14 protein-coding genes are annotated in these 19,122 nt (G+C 68.5%); 3 read left to right on the top strand and 11 right to left on the bottom strand.

The genetic code is table 11. The annotated features are described in order from the left end of the window. Positions 1-454 precede the first annotated feature (454 nt). The 11 genes from FG154_RS21390 to xylF form a co-directional block, all read right to left on the bottom strand. Positions 455-682: a helix-turn-helix domain-containing protein gene (locus tag FG154_RS21390; protein ID WP_425456833.1), complete on the bottom strand. Its 228-nt coding sequence runs from the start codon at positions 680-682 to the stop codon at positions 455-457. Positions 683-813: 131 nt separating this feature from the next. Further along, positions 814-1,128 carry a hypothetical protein gene (locus FG154_RS06030; RefSeq protein ID WP_145105351.1) on the bottom strand — a complete coding sequence of 105 codons (315 nt, stop codon included), beginning with the start codon at positions 1,126-1,128 and terminating at the stop codon, positions 814-816. Then, the gene (gene flhB / locus FG154_RS06025; RefSeq protein ID WP_145105348.1) at positions 1,125-2,204 is read right to left on the bottom strand and encodes a flagellar type III secretion system protein FlhB; all 1,080 of its coding nucleotides are present in this window, start codon (positions 2,202-2,204) and stop codon (positions 1,125-1,127) included. The genes FG154_RS06030 and flhB overlap by 4 nt, the downstream gene beginning before the upstream one ends. Beyond that, positions 2,201-2,980 carry a flagellar biosynthetic protein FliR gene (locus FG154_RS06020; RefSeq protein WP_145105344.1) on the bottom strand — a complete coding sequence of 260 codons (780 nt, stop codon included), beginning with the start codon at positions 2,978-2,980 and terminating at the stop codon, positions 2,201-2,203. The genes flhB and FG154_RS06020 overlap by 4 nt, the downstream gene beginning before the upstream one ends. Continuing rightward, complete coding sequence (flhA, locus tag FG154_RS06015) at positions 2,977-5,046, bottom strand: flagellar biosynthesis protein FlhA (RefSeq protein WP_145105341.1); 2,070 nt, start codon at positions 5,044-5,046, stop codon at positions 2,977-2,979. Before flhA ends, FG154_RS06020 begins: the two co-directional genes overlap by 4 nt. A 4-nt stretch (positions 5,047-5,050) precedes the next feature. Further along, positions 5,051-5,740 (bottom strand): transglycosylase SLT domain-containing protein, encoded by a 690-nt coding sequence (locus FG154_RS06010; protein WP_145105338.1) that lies wholly within the window; start codon positions 5,738-5,740, stop codon positions 5,051-5,053. Positions 5,741-5,890: 150 nt separating this feature from the next. Continuing rightward, positions 5,891-7,192 carry a xylose isomerase gene (gene xylA / locus FG154_RS06005; RefSeq protein ID WP_145105335.1) on the bottom strand — a complete coding sequence of 434 codons (1,302 nt, stop codon included), beginning with the start codon at positions 7,190-7,192 and terminating at the stop codon, positions 5,891-5,893. After that, positions 7,189-8,625, bottom strand: a complete 1,437-nt coding sequence (xylB, locus tag FG154_RS06000) for a xylulokinase (RefSeq protein ID WP_145105332.1) — start codon at positions 8,623-8,625, stop codon at positions 7,189-7,191. Before xylB ends, xylA begins: the two co-directional genes overlap by 4 nt. Then, a complete protein-coding gene (locus FG154_RS05995) occupies positions 8,626-9,408 on the bottom strand; it encodes an ATP-binding cassette domain-containing protein (RefSeq protein WP_145105330.1) in 783 nt (260 codons plus the stop codon). After that, entirely contained in the window at positions 9,405-10,703 is a 1,299-nt protein-coding gene (locus FG154_RS05990) for a sugar ABC transporter permease (protein ID WP_145105327.1), read from the bottom strand. The genes FG154_RS05995 and FG154_RS05990 overlap by 4 nt, the downstream gene beginning before the upstream one ends. 78 nt (positions 10,704-10,781) lie before the next feature. Next, the gene (gene xylF, locus FG154_RS05985) at positions 10,782-11,807 is read right to left on the bottom strand and encodes a D-xylose ABC transporter substrate-binding protein (RefSeq protein ID WP_011909567.1); all 1,026 of its coding nucleotides are present in this window, start codon (positions 11,805-11,807) and stop codon (positions 10,782-10,784) included. Between the two features lie 193 nt (positions 11,808-12,000). On the opposite strand from xylF, the gene FG154_RS05980 reads away from it, so the two are divergent. The 3 genes from FG154_RS05980 to FG154_RS05970 all read left to right on the top strand — a co-directional run bounded on the left by FG154_RS05980 (position 12,001) and on the right by FG154_RS05970 (position 19,120). Next, a complete protein-coding gene (locus FG154_RS05980) occupies positions 12,001-13,278 on the top strand; it encodes an ROK family transcriptional regulator (RefSeq protein ID WP_145105325.1) in 1,278 nt (425 codons plus the stop codon). A 188-nt stretch (positions 13,279-13,466) separates the two neighbouring features. Next, entirely contained in the window at positions 13,467-15,290 is a 1,824-nt protein-coding gene (locus tag FG154_RS05975) for an autotransporter assembly complex protein TamA (RefSeq protein ID WP_145105322.1), read from the top strand. Continuing rightward, positions 15,290-19,120 (top strand): translocation/assembly module TamB domain-containing protein, encoded by a 3,831-nt coding sequence (locus FG154_RS05970; protein WP_145105319.1) that lies wholly within the window; start codon positions 15,290-15,292, stop codon positions 19,118-19,120. The genes FG154_RS05975 and FG154_RS05970 overlap by 1 nt, the downstream gene beginning before the upstream one ends. The last annotated feature ends 2 nt before the right edge of the window (positions 19,121-19,122 follow it).

Here is a 19,122-nt window from a genome sequence, read left to right as displayed (position 1 = left end):
CGATCTCGGAAGGCGAGAGATCATAGGACCGGCTGGCCTCGGCCACCGTCGTCTTGCCCTGGATGATCTCCACCACCAGCGCTGTCTTGCGCTTCGCCGTCCACCGCTTGATCGGGTCGTCCATCGTCACACTCATCGCTACGTCTCTCCTTGTAGCATGAGCAGATTTTCACTGGGTCGATACAAGCGGGCGCAGGTCCTTCTGTTCTTTTCACGGCTGCGGCCCTGTCTGATTGGTATCGAAGCCTGTGCCGGCGCGTCTTCTGGAGTGGTCGCGCGTGCGCGACAGCGATCACACTAGTGTCCTGAGTCTTCCTCTTGCTACCGATTTCCGCGGATTTCATCGATGGCGTCCAGAGGGCGGCGTTCCCGGGTAAGGATTTCTTCGGCGGACTTGCTCCATACGAAGGGCTTGGGAGCACTACCGCCCGGCTCTCCCTCACTGTCTTTGCGATCACCTTGAGGCGCGTTTCCCGGGGCCGCGGAGGCGCCCGGGACGGCTGGGTCTTGTCGCGCCGGAGCCCGCCACACCCTCGTCGAGATAGCGCGCCTGCCAACGCCAGACCGTCGGCTCGGACGTTCCCGCGCGCCGCATGATCTCGTTGGTGCCGCAGCGGTCGGCTGTAGCCAATATGATACCGGCGCGCCAGACGACCTTCCGGGGCGTGTTGCGGTCGGTCATCAGCGCTTCCAGCTGCGCTCGGTCGGCGGGGCCAAGATAAAGGCAGATGTCATCGCGTCTGATGCCCGACCAATGAGATAAATCACCGAAAACGAAAACCTCCGTCAGGTGAGAAAAGCTAGATGCCGGCCTCAAAGCCGTCGCAGTGCCTCGGCTCGGGCAAGGGCTGTGCGGGCGGAACTGGTCCTCGACTTCCACTCCGCCGTGTGCCGGGCGAGTGCCAGGTTGATCTCCGACCGGCGGCCGTCCGCCCATGCCTGGTAGGAAAGCGCGACTTGAGCCGCAGTTACCGGGTCCAGGTCACTCGCCGGCATGGCCTCCAGCGCCTTCAACCCGTCGAGACAGCTCTGCCGCTCGCGCGCGACCCGGCCGAGTTCTGCCAGACGTACGTCCAGAACCATTTGGGCCAGATCCCGGAGACGCACAATCTCGTCCTTCGGCTTCACCTTCGCACTCCTTTCATCCTGCGCCTGATCCGTTCAGAAAATCGGATGGCCGCTGCAACCGCCTTGTAATGTTCGGGACGGATCTCTTCGCCAACGCGCACGGCGGCGTGCAGCGCGCGCGCCGTCGGCGGATCCCGGTGTATCGGAACGCCGGCCTCCGCCGCCCTCTCGCGGATGCGCGCGGCAATCTCGTCTGTTCCCTTGGCCACGCAGAGAGGCGCGCGCCGATCCCCGCGCTTCCAGCGCAGCGCGACGGCATAATGGGTCGGATTGACCACGACCACGTCGGCCCCGGGCACATCCTGCAGCATGCGATTGGTGGCAATCTCCATCGCCTTCTGCCGCCGCTGCGCCTTCACATGCGGATCGCCCTCGGCATCCTTGGCCTCGTCCGTAAGCTCCTTGCGCGACATCCGGTGGCGCCGGAGATGCTCGGCGCGCTGCCAGAAGTAGTCGATGAGGCCGATCCCGCCCGACAGGAGCACCACAATCGCGAGAAACTCGAGCATCAACATGAACATGCGGCCAATCGCCAAGCCCGGCGCCATCGCGAGCATGTCGAGCATCTCGGCCATGTGGGCCGTGATGAAGAGCGCGAAGACCACCGCGACGAGGAGAAGCTTCACGAGGCTCTTGGCGAACTCGAACAGGCCGTTGCGACCAAAGCGGTTGCGAAAGCCCGAGACGGGCGAGATCCGCTCGAGCTTGGGGGCGAGCTTCGTCGGCGCGACGACCAGGGCCCGTTGCGCCACCAGAGCGGCGATGGCGGCGAGGGCGGGTATCGCGAAGAAAGGCAGGGCAGCAAGCAGCGCCGCGGAGAGCAGTCCTCCCACCTGCGGCTGGGCCCTTTCCGACAGGAGCGTCGAGAAACGGTCCGCCTGCGCAAGGAGCGAGTTGCCCATGTCTCCCATCTGCTGGATGGCGCCCTGCCCGAGGCCCAGAGCCGCAAGCAGAAGACCGCCATAGCTGGCGGCCGTCACGAGATCCTGTGACTTTGGAAGTTCGCCCTTTCGCCGCGCCTCCTCAAGCTTGCGCTGGGACGGTTCGTGCGGCTTGTCCTCGTCTCCCTCGCTCATGGCGGCGCCACGACGGAGGGGTTGTCGAGGAAATCGCCGAGCCGCGTCACCCAGAGCCCGAGCGCAAGCGGGGCGGACAGGGCCAGCAGCACAAGCCCGCCGAATGTGAGGGCGGGTGCCCCCACAAAGAACACCATGAGTTGCGGCATCGCGCGGTTGATGATGCCGAGCGCCACGTTGAACACGAAGGATGCAGCCACGAACGGCATCGACAGCATGAAGGCGAGGGCGAAGGTGTGAACGATCAGTTGCAGGCCCCAGTCGGCCACGTCACCCGCAACCGGAAGACGCGCCGCGGGCAAGAGGTCATAGGACAGGATCAGAAACTCGGCGAGGCGCACAGGCAGGCCACCCGCAACCGCGATTGCGAGACCGGCGAGCGTCAGGACGTTGCCGATGACGGGCTGCGGCTCGCCCGACGGCGATCCGAACATCTGGGACAGCGACACGGCCTGAGCCGCGATGGTGCCGGCCGTCTGCAACGCCAGCACGAAGAGCCGCAAGGACATCCCGAGAACGAGGCCGATCGCGGCCTCGATGCCAAGGGCCACCGGCGACCCGTCGAAGGCCGGCACCCGGTCACTCACGGCCGGAAAGACGATGGCGGTGAAGGCAAGGGCGATGGTCAGCCGCACGCGGGCCGGCAGCGTCATCTCTCCGAAGGCGGGCAGCAGGGCCATGGCCGCCCCGACCCGTATGAAGACCAGGAAACCCGCCCGGAACAGGTCCTGGACCATCAGGGTCAGCTCGGTGGCGTGCTCGAACAGGGGCGTCATGCCGGCACGGTGCCGACCATCGACGCGCGGGCTTCGGTGCCGATCTCGTCATAGGACAGGACCGGCACCCTCAGCCCCTTGGCCGCCGCCACGGCCCGTACGAAGCGGCGCCGCAGGGTCGAGGTGACCAGCGCGGGCTGGATGCCGCTGTCAGCCGCGCGCGCGAGCCTTTCGGCCAGTCCGTTCGCCAGCCGGCTGAAGGCCTCGGGCGGCAGGGCCACGTCGCGCAGGCCGCGACTGCCCTCGATCTGGTGGGCCGTGAAGGTCTTCTCCCACTCGGGCGCCAGCTGGATGAGCGGAATGGTCCCGTCCTCGCGCTTCAGTTCGGCCACGATCTGGAAGCCGAGCCGCTGGCGCACATGCTCGCAGATCTCCTCGGGCGCCGTAAGGGCCCGAGCCTCGGCGATCGCCTCGAGGATCAGCGGCAGGTTGCGGATCGAGACGCGCTCCTCGAGCAGGAGGCGCAGCACCGCCAGCAGCAGATCGACCGGCACACGATCGGGGACGAGTTCGTCCAGCAGGCGGCGGTTGGCGTCGGCCCTGGCCCGGTCCGAGAGGTTGACGAACTCGTCCAGGAGGCGCCGCAGCCCCTTGAGCGTCAGAAGCCGCGCCAGATTGCCCTTCAGCACCTCCAGCAGATGAGTCGCCAGCACCTCGGCCGGTGTCACCACGGTCAGCCCCCGGAGAGCCGCTTCCTCCTGGTGATCGGCCGGAATCCACCTCGCGGGGGCGCCATATACCGGCTCGCGGACGTCGATGCCGTTGGGCGCATCCGCTCCTTCGGCCAGCAGGACGAGAACATGATCGGGCATGAGGCGGTCGCGGACACGCTCCACCCCCTGAAGGCGGATCCGGTAGCTGCCGGGCGGCAGCATCGCCTCGTCCGTCACCCGGATTTCGGGCAGGATCAGGCCGAAGGCTCCGGCGATGTAGTTGCGCATGTTGTTGATCCTGGAGTCGAGCCCCGTGGCGGGATCGAGAACCATGCCCACGAGACTCGGCGCGAACTCGATATGGATGTCGTCGAAGTCGAGAACATCGCCCAGTGGCCGCGCCCGCGGCTCCTCGACTGCCTCCGGTTCGGCGGCGGGAGTGCCGTCCTTTCCCTTGAGCCCCATGTAGGACAGCCCCGCAAGGAGCACCGCCGCGATCATGAACGGCCCGAACGGGAGACCCGGAACCAGCGCGAAAAGCGCCATGAGGAGCGCGACCGTCCCGAGCGCGCCGGGGTAACGGCCCAGTTGCTGGAAGAAGGAGACGTCCGCCGCCCCCGTGGATCCGCCCCGTGCGAGCAGGAGCGCGGCCGCGATCGAGATGATCACGGCCGGGATCTGGCTCACCAGCCCGTCGCCGATGGTGAGGATGGCGTAGGTCTCGAACGCCCGGCTCAGCGGCATGTCGTGCATGGTGACGCCGGCCAGCAGCCCCACGACGATGTTCAGGGCGGTGATCAGCAGCCCGGCGACCGCATCCCCCTTCACGAACTTGGACGCCCCGTCGAGCGAGCCGAAGAAGTTGGTTTCCGCCAGTTCCTGTTCGCGCCGCCTCTTGGCCTCGGCATGGTCGATGGCGCCTGCGGACATGTCGCTGTCGATCGCGAGCTGCTTGCCCGGCATCCCGTCGAGCGCGAAGCGGGCGCCCACCTCGGCCATGCGCCCGGCGCCCTTGGTGATCACGACGAAATTGACGATGAGCAGGACGCAGAAGATCACCACCCCCATCATGACGCTGCCGTTCATGATGAAGCTGGCGAAACCCTCGATGACATGGCCGGCGGCCGAGGTTCCGGTATGGCCCTCTCCGATGATGAGCTTGGTGGACGAGATGTTCAGCGACAGCCGGAGCATCAGCGACGCCAGCAGGATCGTCGGAAAGGCGGAAAAGTCGAGCGGACGCTGGATGAAGAGCGTCACGGTGAACATGAGGATCGCGAGCGAGAAGGACAGCGCGAGGCCGAGGTCAAGCATCCAGGCCGGCACCGGCAGCACCATCATGACGATGACCGCCATCAGCGCGAGCGCCAGCAGAATGGTCGGCTGGAAGAGGTCCTGTCTGGAGAAGCGCATCGTGTCAGTTCCCGAACAAGGCGCCAAGGGGGGCGGCATCCAGCGGCACCAGCGAGCCTCTGCCCCGCAGCGCGCCGCTCATCAGAAGCGGATAACGGTTGACGTGGAGGGCGGCCGGCTGGACCGCGGGGCCCCGGGGCACGCCGGCCAGCAGGGTGTCGATGCGCGCCCGGTACCGATCGGCATGTTCGGGAGTGGCGGAGTGATAGGCCCCCGCGGCCATCGACCAGTCGTCCGATCTCTCTCGAAGCTGAAGCATGTAGTGCGCGGCATAAAGCGCGTTTGCCTGAGGGTCGAACATCTCATGCACGGAGGCGAAACCGTCCGCATGCCACCTGTGATTGATCTGAAAGCAGCCGACATCGAGGTTTCGCCTTCCGGCCAGAAGGACCTGCTTCACGAAGCCCTCCGCCTCGGCCCGCGAGGAGAACCAGTGGCCCTCTCCGCCCACGTTCACGGCCCAGGGCCAGGGGCGCAGCGCGCCTTCCGCCGAACGGCGGCCGGTCTCGGCCAGAGTGATCGCCTGAAGCACCTCCTCGGGCACCCCGGTTGCGCGGGCGGCGCCTCGTGCGGCCTCTTCGCAAAGCGCGGCGTCGCCGCCGCCATGCGTGAGGGACTGCGCGGCGGAGGCCGGTTGGCTCAGGATGGCCAGAATGCCGAGGAGGATGGCCCGCGCGGGGCCGGAGAGATCCATGCGAGGCTCCAGTGACTCACGATGAGGGCACTATGGAGCGCGAATCTTGGTAAAGGGTTACGGGCCTCCGTGAGAGGCGCTTGTTGCTGCCTGGCAGCCTCAGCCGGGGCTGCGATCGGGCGTGTGGAACGCCCGATCGCGCATCCGTCCTCAGACGAAGCGGTTCCAGAGGTTCTCGAGACGCTCCTGCCGGCCCGAGCGGGGCTGGGGGTTGATGTCCTCGGCCAGAACGCGGGCCTCGATCTCGTCGAGCGACGAGGAGAGCATCGCCTTCGCCTCGGGCGTCTCCCATCCCGCATAGCGGTCTGCACGGGCCCGTTCCAGGCTGCCGTCCTCGTAAAGACGAGCCGCGGCCTTCAGGGCACGGGCGCAGGTGTCCATCCCCCCGACATGGGCGAGGATCAGATCCTCGGGATCGAGGCTCTGGCGACGGATCTTCGCGTCGAAATTCGTGCCTCCGGTGGTGAAACCGCCCGCCCTCAGCACCTCGTAATAGGCCAGCGCCATCTCGGGGTGGTTGTTGGGGAACTGGTCAGTGTCCCAGCCCGACTGGTAATCGTTGCGGTTCATGTCGATCGAGCCGAGGATGCCAAGGCTCGCCGCCAGCGCCAGCTCATGCTCGAAGCTGTGGCCGGCCAGGATCGCGTGCCCCTGCTCGACGTTGAGCTTCACCTCATTCTCCAGCCCGAACCGCTTCAGGAAGCCGTAAACCGTTGCCACATCATAGTCATACTGGTGCTTGGACGGCTCCTGCGGCTTGGGCTCGATCAGGATCGTGCCCTCGAAGCCGATCTTGTACTTGTAGTCCACGACCATCTGCAGGAAGCGGCCGGCCTGCTCGGCCTCGCGCTTGAGATCGGTGTTCAGAAGCGTCTCGTAGCCCTCGCGCCCGCCCCAGAGGACATAGTTCGCCCCGCCGAGCTGCTTCGTGGCGTCCATGCAGGCCTTCACCGTCGCCGCCGACCAGGCGAAGACATCCGGGTCCGGGTTGGTCGCGGCGCCCGACATGAAGCGGCGGTGCGAGAAGAGGTTGGCCGTGCCCCAGAGCAGCCGGGTCTTCGACGTCTCCATCCTGGCGCCGATGTGATCCACGATCGCCTCGAGGTTGCGCTTGCTCTCGGCGAAGGTCGCGCCCTCGGGACGGATGTCGGCATCGTGGAAGCAGAAGAAGGGCGCGCCGAGGATCTCGAACATCTCGAAGGCCACGTCGGCCTTCATCCGCGCCAGATCAAGCGTATCGCCGAACCACGGCCGCTCGAGGGTCTGCGCGCCGAACGGATCGCCGCCCGGCCAGGCAAAGCTGTGCCACCAGGCAACGGCGAAGCGCAGATGATCCTCCATCCGCTTGCCGAGGATCACCTCGTCCGGGTTGTAGTGGCGGAAGGCGAACTCGTTGGAGGAGCCTTCGCCCTCGTAGCGGATCTGCGGGATACCGGCGAAGAAGTCGGTCATGTGAGGCTCCTGATGGCTGTCTGGGCGGCGCGGTAGCGCGCGTGGGCGTCGTCGAAGGCGGCCGTGAGGCTGCGCTCGGGCGGGATGGTGCGGGCGATGGGCGGCAGGGTCGCGATCTCGGCCCCGGCCCCGGTCGCGGCCATCAGCGCGAGGCGCGCGGCCCCGAAGGCGCCGCCGAAATCGCCCGCCGCAGGCAGCAGCACCGGCACGTCGAGCGCCGTCGCGATGGCCGACAGCCAGTAGTCCGAGCGCGAGCCGCCGCCGACGGCCAGAAGGCTCTCCAGCCGGGTTCCGGTCGCGGCCAGCGCGTCGCGGCAGTCGCGGATGGCGAAGGTCACGCCTTCCAGAACGGCCCGCGTTCCGGCGGCGCGGTCGGTCGCATGTTCGAGCCCGGTGAAGGCGCCGCGGATCGCCGCGTCGTTCAGCGGCGTCCGCTCGCCCCCGAGATAGGGCAGGAACAACGCGCGCCCCGGCGCCTGAAGCGCGCCAAGGTCGCCGGTCAGCACCCGCGCCTCCTGCCCCACCAGCCGCGCATACCAGTTCAGCGCGTCGGTCGCGGCGAGGATCACGCCCATCTGGTGCCACGCCTCGGGCAGGGCGTGGCAGAAGGTATGAACGGCCGTCTCGGGCGCCGGCTGGTAGCCGTCGGTGGCGGCAAACAGCACCCCGGAGGTGCCAAGGCTGACGAAGGCCTCGCCCGCGCGGACCACGCCCACCCCCACGGCCGAGGCGGCGTTGTCGCCGCCGCCCCCCGCCACGACCACCCTTTCGGGCAGGCCCCAGCGCGTGGCCAGCGCCGGGCGCAACTCACCCGACACGGCCGAGCCCTCGACCAGCCGCGGCATCGCCTCGCGCGTGAGGTCGGTCGCGGCCAGAAGCTCGTCCGACCAGTCGCGCGCGCCGACATCCAGCCAGCTCGTGCCGGCGGCGTCCGACATCTCGGCGACATGCTCGCCCGTCAGCCAGAGCCGCAGGTAATCCTTGGGCAGCAGAACCCGCGCCACCCGTGCCCGGATCGCCGGCTCGTGCCGCGCGACCCACGCCAGCTTGGGCGCGGTGAAGCCCGGAAAGACGATGTTGCCGGTGATGGCCCGGAAACGCGGATCGGCATCCAGCTCCGCCGCTTCGGCATGGCTGCGGGTGTCGTTCCACAGGATGCAGGGCCGCAGCACCTCGTCCGAGGCATCAAGAAGGGTCGCGCCGTGCATCTGGCCCGAGAGCCCGATGCCCTTCACGCCCGCAAGGCCCTGCGCCGCAAGCTGGTCCATCACCGCCTCGGCCGCGGCGATCCAGTCGGCCGGCGACTGTTCGGACCATCCCTCGTGCGGACGGCTTACGGTGAGCGGCGCGCTCGCCTCGGCCAGCACGCGCTGGCCCTCGTCGATCAGGATGCCCTTGAGGCCGGACGTCCCGAGATCGAGACCGATATACATTCAGTTTACTCCCGCCCGTTCGGGCTTCTTTCCAAGGATGATCATGCCGAGGATCTCGTCCTCGGTGACGTCGCCCACCTGCTCTGACCCGACCAGCACCCCGTTCTTCATCACCGAGATCCGGTCGCACAGGTCCATCACGTCGTGAATGTCGTGGCTGATCAGGAAGATGCCGAGCCCCTGGCGCTTCAGTTCCTGGATCAGCTCGCCCACCATCCGCGTCTCCTGGGGACCGAGGGCCGCGGTCGGCTCGTCCATGATGAGGATTCTCGCGTTGAAATAGACCGCGCGCGCGATGGCGACCGACTGGCGCTGCCCGCCCGACAGCGCCGCCACCGGCACCTTGAACTTGCGGAAGTTGGGGTTGAGCCGCCCCATGATCCGGCGCGTCTCGGCCTCCATGCGCGAATCGTCCACGAAGCCCAGCGGCGTGACCAGCTCGCGCCCGAGAAAGAGGTTCGAGGCCGCGTCGAGATTGTCCGCCAGCGCGAGCGTCTGGTAGATCGTCTCGATGTTGTAGCGGCGGGCGTCGCGGGGATTGTGGATCTCGGCCTTCTCGCCGTCGATGAGGATCTCGCCCGAGTCCATCCGGTAGGCGCCCGAAAGACACTTGATGAGGGTGGACTTGCCGGCGCCGTTGTGGCCGAGAAGCCCCACCACCTCGCCCGCATGCAGGTCGATCGAGACGTGATCCACCGCCCGGATGCCGCCGAAGCTGATCGAGATGTCGCGCATCTCGACCAGCGGCGTGGCGCCGGCGGCGCGGTTCGGGTTGAGCGTCATTTGAAGCCTCCGGTCCGCTTGCGGTAGATGATGTCGATCAGCACGGCGAGCACGAGCACCGAGCCTACGACGATGTTCTGGAAGGGCGCATCCACCCCCACCATCGCCATCCCCGACTGGAGCGACTGCATGATGATCGCGCCGAGGATCGCGCCGTAGATCGTGCCCATCCCGCCCGAGAGCGCGGTGCCCCCGATGACGGCGGCGGCGATCACGCGCAACTCGTCGAGCGTGCCGATGTCGTTGGCGTGGTTCGTCAGGCGCGCAGAGGCCACCACCGCCGAGAGCGCGCAGAGCCCGCCCAGCAGCGCGAAGATCTTGACCGTCAGGAGCCGCGTGTTGATGCCCGACAGTTCGGCCGCGTCCGGGTTGCCGCCGGTGGCAAAGATGTAGCGCCCGAACCGGGTGCGCTTGGCGATCACGGTCATGGCGATGGCAACCGCGATCAGCACCAGCACCGAGACGGGCAGGCCGTAGCCGGTGGTGTAGCCCTCGGGCATGGTCTCGCCGCGCGCCTCGAACAGACGGCGCAGCCGCGCAGCCGGAACCTGGTAGGCGTTGAGGACCGCCACGAACCCCAGGATGGCCGCCGAGATGATCGCGCCCATCACCAGTTCGGCCCAGGCCGGCTTGACGGCAAAGCCGTGCGACTGCTTGGCCCGCCGCGCGCTCCAGAGACTCCAGAGGGCGGCCACGGTGGCCAGGCCGCCCACGACCCAGGACCAGAAGGGGCCGATCGTGCCGTTGATCCCGCCAAAGAGCTGGAAGGTCGGATCAAGCGGCCCGATGGTCTGGCCCGAGGTCAGATACCAGGCGACGTTGCGCCAGATGAGAAGCCCCCCCAGCGTCACGATGAAGGAGGGGATTGTCAGGTAGCCGATCAGCCAGCCGTTGAAGGCGCCGATCAGCACGCCCACCACGACGCCCGACAGGATCGCCAGCGGCGCGATCAGCGGGTGGCCGAAGCCCATCCCCATCATCTGCGGCATGACCACCACCTGCATCATGCCCATCACCGCCGAGCAGAGCGCCAGCAGCGACCCCACCGACAGGTCGATGTGCCGCGTGACGATCACGAAGACCATCCCCGTGGCCATGATCGCGACCGAGACGGTCTGGATCGCCAGCGTGAAGATGTTGCGGGGGGTCAGGAACCGCCCGTCGGTCTGGAAATGGAACACGAGACAGAGCACGATGAAGGCGCCGATCATGCCCAGAAGGCGCGTGTCGATCTCCAGTGTCTCGATGAAGCTGCGCTTCCGGGCGGCGCCATGCGCCTCGGCGGTGTCGCTCATGGGGGCTCGTCCTGCTGGGCCGGCGTGGCGCCGGGGTCAGGGGCGCCCCGGCCGGCGGGGCGCCCGATCAGAGGCGGATCAGTTGCAGGGCGCCGGCCCGTTCGACACGCCCTGACAGAGCGCGTCCTGGCCGATCCAGCCGGCATCCACCACGACGGACAGGTTGTCTCTGGTGATCGCAATCGGCTCGAGGAACACCGCGTTCATCTCGGTGCCCTTCGGCGAGGTCCATTTCTGCGCGCCCTCGACCTCTTCCATCGCCGCTCCGCCAGCCATCGCGAGGGCGATTTCGGCCGCGGCCTTGCCGAGTTCGCGCGAGTCCTTCCAGACCGAGACGGTCTGCGTGCCCTGCGCGATGCGGTTCAGCGCGGCATGGTCGCCATCCTGCCCCGAGACCGGGATGCCCTGCATCCCCTGCGCCGTCAGCGCAGCGATGGCGCCGCCCGCGGTGCCGTCGTTCGAGGCCACGACCGCATCCACGGCATTGTCGTTCGCGGTCAGGATCTGCTCCATGTTCCGCTGTGCGTTGGCGGGCAGCCAGCTGTCGGTGTAGGCCTCGCCCACGATGGTGATGTCGCCGGCGTCGATGGCCTGCTGCAGCACCTCCTGCTGGCCGCCGCGCAGGAAATCGGCGTTGGGATCGGCGGCGTTGCCCTTGATCATGACGTAATTGCCCTTCGGCGCCTGCTCGAACACGGCGCGCGCCTGCATCCGGCCCACCTCGACGTTGTCGAAGGTCAGGTAGAAGGCGCGGTTGTCCTCGATCAGCCGGTCGTAGGCCACGACCGGAATGCCCTCGTCGGCGGCGGCCTGCACCGCGGGCCCGATGGCATCGGCGTCCTGCGCGAGGATGATCAGGGCATCGACCCCCTGCGAGATCAGAGCCTCGACATCCGAGAGCTGCTTGGCCGAGGAGGACTGCGCATCGGCCGAGACATAGGTCGCACCGGCGGCGTCGAGGGCCTGCCGGATCGCGGCCTCATCGGTCTTCCACCGTTCTTCCTGAAAGTTCGACCAGCTTACGCCCACGGTCAGGTTCTGGGCCAGCGCGGCAGAAGAAAAGCCAGCCGTGGCGACCACGGCGGCCAATAGGGCAGTTCGCATTTTCTAGACCTCCCTTGGTGCGGCGGAATCGCCGCCACAGCACAGGATTGGCCGGAATAATTTCAGTTGTCAAAGTAAACTTGACCCCTCAATCTGGATGTGCACAGCACAGACGCGCCAGAAGGCCGGACATCAACAAGTTGAAGGCGCGCGACAGATGATCTGCAGCATCATTATTTTGGACGGGAAATAAATGTCTCGGCAGATCCGCAAACGCGCCGCGCCCGGGCCGACCACTGGCTGCGGGCCCCTGATTCCGCCGCTCGCCGAAACCTCGCGCTCGCTGCGCCAGCAGGTGTTCGAGCGGGTGCGCGCCGCGGGTCTGACCGCCCGGGTGCAGGTGGCGCGCGATCTCGGCGTCAGCCCGGCCTCGGTCACGACCATTGTCTCGGAGCTGATCGAGGCCGGGCTGGTCGAGGAGGTGGCCACCCGCCGCGGCGGAGAAAGCGGCCGGGGCCGGCCGGTCGTCGCGCTGGGGGTGCGGGGGGCGGCGCATCGCGTGGTCGGCCTCAAGATCTCGGATCGCGACCTGTCGGCCGTGGTGATGGACTTCGCCGGCCGGCTGCTCGCCGAACATCACGAGGAACGCCGCCCCGTGGCCCTGGCGCCGGCCGCGCTTCTCGCGGTGCTCGAGACGCTGCTCGACCGGGTGACGGCCAAGGCGGGCCTTGCGCGGCAGGAGCTTGCGGCGGTGGGCATCGGTCTGCCCGGCTATGTGGACAGCACCGGCGGGCGGGTGCTCTGGTCCTCGATCCTGGCCGAGCGGGACGTGCCGCTGGGGCGGCTTGCGACCGAGCGGCTGGGCCTGCCGGTGCAGGTGGACAATGACGCGAACCTCTGCGCGATGGCCGAACTGTGGTTCGGGGCCGGGCGTCGGCTGTCGGATTTCGTGGTCGTCACCATCGAGCACGGGCTCGGGATGGGGATGGTCACCAACCACCGGATCTTCCGCGGCGCCCGCGGCATCGGGATGGAGCTTGGCCACACCAAGGTGCAGCTCGACGGCGCGCTCTGCCGCTGCGGGCAACGCGGCTGCCTCGAAGCCTATGTGGCCGACTATGCCCTCGCGCGCGAGGCGACGACCGCCCTCAACTGGACGCATCGCGAAAGCCAGTCGATGGCGATCCTGCTCGAGAGCCTGCACGACCATGCCAAGGCGGGCAACCAGGCGGCGCGCTCGATCTTCCGACGAGCGGGGCGCTACCTCGCGGTCGGGCTGGCCAATATCGTGAATCTCGTCGATCCGCCGCTCATCATCCTCGCCGGAGCCCGGCTGCGCTTCGACTATCTCTACGCCGAAGACACGCTGGCCGAGATGAACGCCCTCGTGCTCGAGACCGGCCGCTCCCTGCCCGAGATCGAGATCCACGCCTGGGGCGAGATGCTCTGGGCACACGGAGCGGCCGCCCTCGCCCTGTCCGCGCTGGGAGAGCGGCTCGTTGCGCCTGTGCGCGACGTGGCCGCGCAATAGTTGGACGTGGCCGTTCGGCCACATGAAGAATCGCATGGAAGGCGGTGAAACCCCGGAACTTCCGGCGGAAATGCGCCATTGTATCCTGACGATGCCCCGCTGTCCGGGGGCAGAACGGGGTCTGCCGGTTGTCGCAGCAGATTCTACCTGCAATAGTTTCGGCAGACATCTGTTTCGGGGGAGGTTGCGTGTCCGTCTCTTGCATCCGGTCGCTCGGCCTCCTTGCCGGGATTGTCGGCCTCGCCTTCACATCCGCGGCGCCTTCGGCCCAGACGCTGGACCGACTCGAATTCCGCGTCGCCGGCGGCAATGACGAGGTCGAGCGCACGATCAAGGGCGCCTCGGCCCTCATCGCGGCCCGCGATGTCGAGGGAGGCGACGCGCAGGACCTGCTGAGCGCCGCCCGCGCCGAGTACGGACGCCTCGTGACGGCTCTCTATGGCCTTGGTTATTACTCGCCGGTGGTCAACGTGCTCGTGGACGGACGCGAGGCCGCGCAGATCCCGCCGCTCGACGCGCCCGAGACCATCCGCACCATCATCGTGCAGGTCCAGGTGGGCCCGCCCTTCCGCTTCGGGCTGGCGAGGGTCGCGCCGCTGGCGCCCGAGACCGAGTTGCCCGACGATTTCCGCGCCGGAGAGCGCGCCCGAAGCACGCTGGTTCAGGATTCGGTCAGGGCCGCGGCCGATGGATGGCGGTCGGCCGGCTTTGCCAAGGTGGATGTCGGATCGGAAACGGTCGTCGCCGACCACGCCCGGCAGATCCTCGACGCCGATGTCCGCATGGCCCCCGGGCCGCGGCTCCGCTTCGGCGAGATGCGCATCGTCGGTGCCCGGCGGATGAGCGAGCGGCGCATCCACAAGATCGCGAACCTGCCCACGGGCGAAGTCTATGACCCCGAGGAGTTGCAGGACAGCGCCGACCGCCTGCGCCGGACAGGCGTCTTCCGTTCGGTCTCGCTCACCGAGGACGAGGCGGTGACGGCGCCCGATCTGCTCGGCATCACCGCGACCGTGGTCGAGGAACTGCCGAGGCGCTACAGCTTCGGCGTCGAGGTCTCGAGCCTCGAGGGCGCCACCGTGACCGGCCAGTGGATGCACCGGAACCTGCTCGGCGGGGGCGAGCGGCTGACGGTGACAGGCGAGGTGGACAACCTTGGCGCGTCGAACAGCGGCGTGGACTACCGCCTCGGCGTGACGCTCGATCGGCCCGCGACGCCGACGGCCGACACGACCCTCGGCTTCGGCGTGCAGGTGGAGCGTCTGGACGAGGAGGATTTCCTCGCCGACACGATCACGCTGAACACCTCGCTCACGCGGCTGTTCAGCCGGCAGCTGACGGGCAGCATCGGCGTCTCCTACGCCTATTCTGACGTCGAGGACGATTTCGGCGAATATGTCTACGAATACGTCTCGCTGCCGGGGACGCTGATCTGGAACAGGCGCGACAACGACCTCGACACGACCGAAGGCTTCTACGTCGCCGCTGGCGCCACGCCCTTCCAGGGCTTCGGCGAGACCGGATCGGGCGGGCAGCTCACGCTCGACGGTCGCGCCTTCTTCGGCTTCGGCGACGAGGATCGGCCCTTCGTCCTCGCCGGCCGCCTTCAGGCGGGCGCGGTCTTCGGCCCCGAGCTGATCGAGACCCCGCGCGAATATCTCTTCTACTCGGGCGGCGGCGGCACGGTGCGCGGCCAGCCCTACCAGTCGCTCGGCGTGCGTCCCGACGCGAGCGACCCTGATTACAAGATCGGCGGCACGCGCTTTGCCGCGCTGTCCGCCGAGTTCCGAGCCCCGATCACCCGGAACATCGGCGTCGTGGCCTTTGCCGACGCGGGCTACGTCACCGCCGAAGGCATCGATTCGGACCGCGACGAATGGCACGCGGGCGCGGGTCTCGGCGTGCGCTACGCCACCGGCTTCGGTCCCATCCGGGTGGATGTCGCAGGCCCGGTGGGCGGCGACACCGGCGACGGCGTGCAGATCTACATCGGCATAGGGCAGGCCTTCTGATGCGGATCCTCCTCTTCCTTCTCTGGCTTCTCCTGCCCGTCGCGGCCTTCGCCCAGTCGGCGGAAGAGGATCGCGGATTCCTTCAGGCCCTGATCGAGGACAATCTCTCGTCCGCCGGCCGCGAGGTGAGGATCGAGGGCTTTCGTGGCGCGCTCTCGTCGCGCGCGACCGTCGAGCGGCTCACCATCGCCGACGATCAGGGCGTGTGGCTCACGCTGAACCGGGTGGTGCTTGACTGGAGCCGCTCGGCCCTGCTCACGGGGCGGCTGTCCGTGTCGGAGCTGTCGGCCGCCGAGATCCTGCTCGAGCGGCTGCCGGTGGCTGACGATGGCATCGACGTGCCCTCGCCCGAGGCCCGCGACTTCGCGCTGCCCGATCTGCCGGTTGCGGTCGAGATCGGGCGGATTGCGGCCAACCGGCTCGTTCTGGGCGCGCCCGTGCTGGGCACCGCCGTCGAGGCGACGCTGGAAGCGTCGGGTTCGCTCGCGGGCGGCTCGGGGCAGGCGCAGCTTCTGGCGCGGCGCACCGACGGTCCGCAGGGCGAGCTGCGGATGACCACGAGTTTCTCGAACACCAGCCGCCAGCTTGCGCTGGATCTGGCCCTGACCGAAGCCGCGAACGGTATTGCGGCAACCCTTCTGGACCTGCCGGGCAATCCTCCGCTTGAGCTGACGGTGCAGGGAACGGGCCCGCTGTCCGATTACACGGCCGACATCCGGCTTGTGACCGACGGCGAAGAGCGTCTTGCGGGGCGCGTGACGCTTCAGGGGGACGCGGCACAGGGGCGCCAGTTCGCAGCCGTGCTGGGTGGCAACGTCGCGCCCCTGTTCCTGCCCGACTATGCCGAGTTCTTCGGACCGGATGTGCAACTCGATGTGGCCGGAACGCGGGCCTCCGACGGGCGGCTGGACCTCAGCCGCCTCAACCTCGCGACACAGGCGCTGCGGCTGGAAGGCAATCTCGTGCTCGCGGCCGATGGCCTGCCCGAACGGATTGCGCTCGCCGGGCAGATCGCTTCGGCCGATGGGACGCCGGTGCTGCTGCCTCTCTCGGGCCCTGAAACGCGGGTGGGTCGCGCGGACCTGAACGTGTCGTTCGATGCGACGCAGGGCGAGGCATGGACCGCCCGCCTGCAGGTGGCCGGTCTGGATCGGCCGGATTTCTCGGCCGGAGCCGTCGCGCTTGACGGCTCGGGCCGGATCGCCCGCGCCGAGGGCGGCACGGCGACGGTCTCGGGCAGCTTCGACTACGCCGCCGACCAGTTGCAGCCCGCCGATCCCGACCTCTCGGCGGCGCTCGGCCCGCGGATCGCCGGAACGGCCGACTTCAGCTGGATCGAGGGCGCCGACGGTTTCAGGCTGCCGCGGGTGACGCTCGAGGGCGACGACTTCGGCCTCTCGGCCGACCTGACGCTCGAGGGGCTGACAAGCGGCCTGGCCATCTCGGGCGAGGCGAATCTCCGCTTCGAGGATCTCGCCCGCTTCTCGGGCTTGGCCGGGCGCCCGCTGGAAGGGCGTGGAACGGGCACGGCCACGGGAAGCTACGCCGCGCTGACCGGGGCCATCGACGCCGAAGCCACGGTGACCGGAACGGATCTGGCCCTGGGTCAGGCAGAGCTGGACAATCTCCTTCGCGGCACGTCGCAGGTGGAGATCTCGCTTCTCCGCAACACCGAAGGCACGCGCCTTCGCGCACTGCGGATCGAGGCGCAGAGCCTGACCGCCACCGCCTCCGGCACGCTGGCCACCGCCGGCAGCGACATTTCGGCCAATGTGGCCCTTGCGGACCTCGCGGTTCTGGGTCCGGCCTACGGCGGGCGGATGGAGGCAGAGGCGCGCTTCACCGGCACGCCGGAGGCCGGAGAGATCGTGGCCACCGCGACGGGTCAGGATCTGCGCATGGGCCAGCCTCAGGTGGACGCGCTTCTGGAGGGGACCTCCCGGATCGATGTGGCCGGGCGTCTCGACGAGGGCGCCCTCGTTCTCGACCGCGCGACGGTGAACGCCCGGACGCTGGATCTTTCGGCGGCGGGCCGGCTTGCCGCCGAAGGCAGCGACGTGACCGCTGACCTCGATTTCAGCGACCTGTCGGTGCTCGGCTCGGAATATGGAGGCGCGCTGGCAGCCACGGCACGCTTCAGCGGCACGCCGGAGAATGCCACGATCACGGCCGACGCTCGGGGGACGAACCTGCGCGTGGGCCAGCCGACGGCCGACACCCTTCTGCGCGGCCAAAGCACCCTGGCGGCGCAGGTGCGGCTGGTGGATGGCGCGATCCGCGTGGACCGGGCCGACCTCCGCAACCCGCAACTCACCGTCGAGGCGCAAGGCTCGGCCGCCGGAGACGACCGGACGCTCACGCTCGACGCGCGGCTGTCGAACCTCGCGCTTCTGGTGCCGCAATTTCCCGGGCCGCTCACGGTGACGGGCACCGCCCGGAGCACGGGTGGCGGCTACCAGATCGACATGCGCGCCCAGGGCCCCGGCCAGATCAACCTGCGGGCCCAGGGCACCGCCGCCGAGGACGGCTCGACCCTCGATCTGGCCATCACCGGCAGCGCCGAAGCGGCGCTTGCCAATCCGTTCATCGAGCCCCGGAACGTGGCCGGTCCCATCCGCTTTGACCTGCGGGTGAATGGGCAGCCCGCGCTGTCCTCGGTTTCGGGCCGCGTGTCGCTCGCGGGGGGGCGCTTCGCCGATACCGATCTGGGGTTGATCATCGAAGGATTGCAGGCCACCGCCGACCTCTCGAACGGGAGGGCGACGGTCGATCTTCAGGGCAGCCCGGCGGCGGGGGGTCGGCTGGCCGTGTCGGGAGCGATCGGGCTGGAGGCGCCCTTCACCTCGGACCTCGCCATCAACATCTCGCGCGCGGTCCTGCGCGATCCCGAGCTGTACGAGACCACCGCCAGCGGCAGGGTCACGATCCGCGGGCCGCTCGCCGGAGGCGCCCAGATCGCCGGGCGCATCGACCTCGAAGAGACCGAGCTGCGCATCCCCTCGACCGGGTTTGGCGGCGCGAACGGTCTGCCCAATCTGCAGCACCGCAACGAGCCGGCCGCCGTGCGGACAACCCGCGCCAGAGCGGGCCTGATCGACAGCGGCCGCGGGGCCGCGGGCGGTCGCTCGGCGGTGCCGTTCGGGCTGAACCTTCTCATCAGCTCGCCCGATCGGATCTTCATCCGCGGTCGCGGCCTCGATGCCGAACTCGGGGGTGAAGTCCTGCTGGCGGGCACGACCGACAATGTCGTGCCGAGCGGCGCCTTCAACCTGATCCGCGGGCGGCTCGACATCCTGGGAAAGCGGCTTGTGCTCAGCGAGGCGCAGCTGCTGCTGGAGGGAGATTTCGTGCCCTTCATCCGCGTCGTGGCGTCAAGCCAGAACGACGGGATCACGACCTCGGTCGTGATCGAAGGGCGCGCCGATGAGCCGGAGGTGAGCTTCACCTCATCGCCCGAACTGCCGGAGGAAGAGGTCATCTCGCGCCTGCTCTTCGGCCGGGGGCTCGACACGATCAGCCCGCTACAGGCGGCGCAGCTTGCAAGCGCCGTGGCCACGCTCGCCGGGCGCGGCGGCGAAGGGGTGATCGGCCGGCTGCGTCAGGGCTTCGGCCTTGATGATCTCGACGTGGCGACGGATGCCGATGGCGGCACCTCGGTTCGCGCGGGGAAGTATATCTCGGAGAATGTCTATACGCAGGTCGAGGTGGACCAGCAGGGCCAGAGCCAGATCAACCTCAATCTCGACATCACCTCGAGCATCAAGCTGCGCGGCAGCGTCGGAACGGAGGGCGACACCTCGCTCGGCATCTTCATCGAGCGGGACTACTGAGG

Source organism: Cereibacter sediminicola (assembly GCF_007668225.1).
Lineage (GTDB): Bacteria > Pseudomonadota > Alphaproteobacteria > Rhodobacterales > Rhodobacteraceae > Cereibacter_A > Cereibacter_A azotoformans.
The sequence above is the reverse complement of the archived record's forward strand: the minus strand, read 5'-3'. Positions and strand labels throughout refer to the sequence as shown.

Excerpts from the sequence above, each read along its gene's own strand:
- FG154_RS21390 (WP_425456833.1), bottom strand. The coding sequence starts at position 682 with ATGACCGACCGCAACACGCCCCGGAAGGTCGTCTGGCGCGCCGGTATC.
- flhB (WP_145105348.1), bottom strand. The coding sequence starts at position 2,204 with ATGAGCGAGGGAGACGAGGACAAGCCGCACGAACCGTCCCAGCGCAAG.
- FG154_RS06020 (WP_145105344.1), bottom strand. The coding sequence starts at position 2,980 with ATGACGCCCCTGTTCGAGCACGCCACCGAGCTGACCCTGATGGTCCAG.
- flhA (WP_145105341.1), bottom strand. The coding sequence starts at position 5,046 with ATGCGCTTCTCCAGACAGGACCTCTTCCAGCCGACCATTCTGCTGGCG.
- FG154_RS06010 (WP_145105338.1), bottom strand. The coding sequence starts at position 5,740 with ATGGATCTCTCCGGCCCCGCGCGGGCCATCCTCCTCGGCATTCTGGCC.
- xylA (WP_145105335.1), bottom strand. The coding sequence starts at position 7,192 with ATGACCGACTTCTTCGCCGGTATCCCGCAGATCCGCTACGAGGGCGAA.
- xylB (WP_145105332.1), bottom strand. The coding sequence starts at position 8,625 with ATGTATATCGGTCTCGATCTCGGGACGTCCGGCCTCAAGGGCATCCTG.
- FG154_RS05995 (WP_145105330.1), bottom strand. The coding sequence starts at position 9,408 with ATGACGCTCAACCCGAACCGCGCCGCCGGCGCCACGCCGCTGGTCGAG.
- FG154_RS05990 (WP_145105327.1), bottom strand. The coding sequence starts at position 10,703 with ATGAGCGACACCGCCGAGGCGCATGGCGCCGCCCGGAAGCGCAGCTTC.
- xylF (WP_011909567.1), bottom strand. The coding sequence starts at position 11,807 with ATGCGAACTGCCCTATTGGCCGCCGTGGTCGCCACGGCTGGCTTTTCT.
- FG154_RS05980 (WP_145105325.1), top strand. The coding sequence starts at position 12,001 with ATGTCTCGGCAGATCCGCAAACGCGCCGCGCCCGGGCCGACCACTGGC.
- FG154_RS05970 (WP_145105319.1), top strand. The coding sequence starts at position 15,290 with ATGCGGATCCTCCTCTTCCTTCTCTGGCTTCTCCTGCCCGTCGCGGCC.